At 43.5% G+C, this 2,112-nt stretch carries 2 protein-coding genes and 1 pseudogene; all 3 read left to right on the top strand.

Going from position 1 to position 2,112, the window contains the following annotated elements; genetic code table 11:
* Positions 1–34 precede the first annotated feature (34 nt).
* Positions 35–460, top strand: a complete 426-nt coding sequence (locus ACFILD_RS02965) for a hypothetical protein (protein ID WP_375631669.1) — start codon at positions 35–37, stop codon at positions 458–460.
* A gap of 1 nt (position 461) precedes the next feature.
* Complete coding sequence (locus tag ACFILD_RS02960; RefSeq protein ID WP_375645337.1) at positions 462–1,400, top strand: hypothetical protein; 939 nt, start codon at positions 462–464, stop codon at positions 1,398–1,400.
* A 24-nt stretch (positions 1,401–1,424) separates the two neighbouring features.
* A pseudogene (locus tag ACFILD_RS02955) lies at positions 1,425–2,112 on the top strand (hypothetical protein); the annotation flags it as partial.

The raw sequence follows: 2,112 nt of genomic DNA, 5'->3' as shown, positions 1-2,112 counted from the left end.
TTAATGTGGATTTACGTCCTTTAGGCAGAGGGTAATGGCAAAAGTCTTTTTGACCACGTCTTGGGATATGGAGCGTATAGCCCCTTATCTTGAAGAAATCATTGCATCTTTTAGAGAGTATGTAGAGCGTTTCAAACATGAAATTACGTTGCAAGAACTCATTGAAGCGATTTGCATGGGCGAGAAACAGTTATGGCTTGTTTTGGATGATGAAGAGCGCTTTTTAGCGGTCGTCACGACCCAGATACAACAGACAGTTTTAGGAAAGAAACGCGCTCTGATTTGTGAATGTAGTGGCAAGGGTGTTCTTGATTTGGTTGACAATTTGCAAGTTGTAGAGGATTGGGCGCGTGAGAATGGGGCTTCTGAAATGGAGATCTTGGGTCGTTTGGGTTGGAAACGTGCATTGGACAAGCAAGGTTACAGCATAGATATGCTTTATTACAGGAAGGAATTGTAACATGGGGAGCAAGACACCGACAACAACAGAACAAAAGCAGGTGCAGACAAGCGCTCCTCCCTCTTGGATGCAGAATGTATTTAAGCGTGGTGGTGCAGATGCGTATAACATGTATGACACAGGGATTGGGGGTAATGTGTATGGAGGACCTCGTGTTGCGCCGTTAAGTGCTCAAACCACCCAAGCCATAGGTGGTCTTGGGAGTGTCCCTCATCATTATCAAAATCGCTCTTTGATGAATACAATCTATAATCCAACGTCGGCAGCCATGAATCTTAGACATATGGCTTCTGGTGGTATGATGGGAGAAAATTCGTATTTCAAACGAGCACTTCAAGAAGCGTTAGATGACTCAGACACTCAAATTAACAGATATTTCTCAGGGATTGGTCGTTATGCAACTCCTGATCACAGAGAGGAAGTGCGGAAAGGAAGAGATTCTATATACGCTCGTGCTATGTTAGAGCAATTTAATCGTGATGCGGATCGCATGATGCAAGCCAATGCCATGATAGACCAAGCCAATCAAAATCAGTTGGGAGCATCAAATAACTTCTTACAGGGTTATGGCAATGCCTATTCCAATGCCATACAGGGGGGAGGTGTGCTTGATAATTACAATCAGAGAATTGTTGATGCCAATCGTGAACGTTGGCTGGAACAAGACAATAGCGGCTGGAATAGGTTGAATATGCTTATGAACGCCGGTCATGGCTTTGCAAGGAATTACGGCACGACGACGAATAATCATACAATCTCTAAGATAGAGGGCAATAATCCGTGGAAAAATGTAGGAACTATAGGTTCTTTAGCACTTCAAGCAGCACCGATGGCTTTTGGTTATATGGCAGGTGGTCCAATGGGAGCAGCGTTGGCAGGAGGAGCATCCAAGTTTTTTTTAAATTACATGAATCAAAAGAAAGCTCTGGAGAATAATTAAAGAATAGTTTTGTAGGAGAGTGTGATGGCATTTCCAATATTATTTCCATTATCTTTTGCAGGTTTGATGGCTGCGAGAGCTGCGCCTCATGTTTTTAGGTATCTTGCTCCTAAAGCGGTTACAGGGGCGAATAGATTGGGACAATTAATAACAAAGAACCCCGTGGGGAATTTCATAACAAAGTACCCCAAAACCTCTCTATTTATGACTGGAATGTCAGGCATTGAAAGTATGATGACACCAGAGAAAGCACAAGCCCCATCCAACCCCTATTTACAGAATAGTCTGAATCCATATGGACCATTTATGCCCTATACGGCTCCTAAAGCGGAAATGCCTCTTGGATTTGATCAACATCCACCCATGCCAAATGCACTAGAGAGTACTCCACAAGAACTAAAACCTCATGTTAATGAACAAACGCAACCATTAGCACCCGCTTCCCCAACACCGCCTTCTGAACCAACAGATGCAGAGAAATTTTTACAGTCCAATACTTATAAGTTTTTTCAATCAGATGCGTATCAGAAGCTCAAAGATCTTTTTGCAGGTATGGCGGCAGCACCCACAGATGGTTCTGGATGGGATGCGCTTGCAAGTGGTGTGAAGCATCTTAATGAAGGAGATAAGGAAAGAGGGCAGGTTAACCAGACTGTCGAGTATCTAAAGTCCAAAGGCTACAGCGAAGAAGAAGCTGCTGTCATGGCAAGGA

Source organism: Bartonella sp. CL162QHHD, assembly GCF_042195435.1.
Taxonomy (GTDB): domain Bacteria; phylum Pseudomonadota; class Alphaproteobacteria; order Rhizobiales; family Rhizobiaceae; genus Bartonella.
This window is presented reverse-complemented; position numbering and strand designations above follow the sequence as displayed.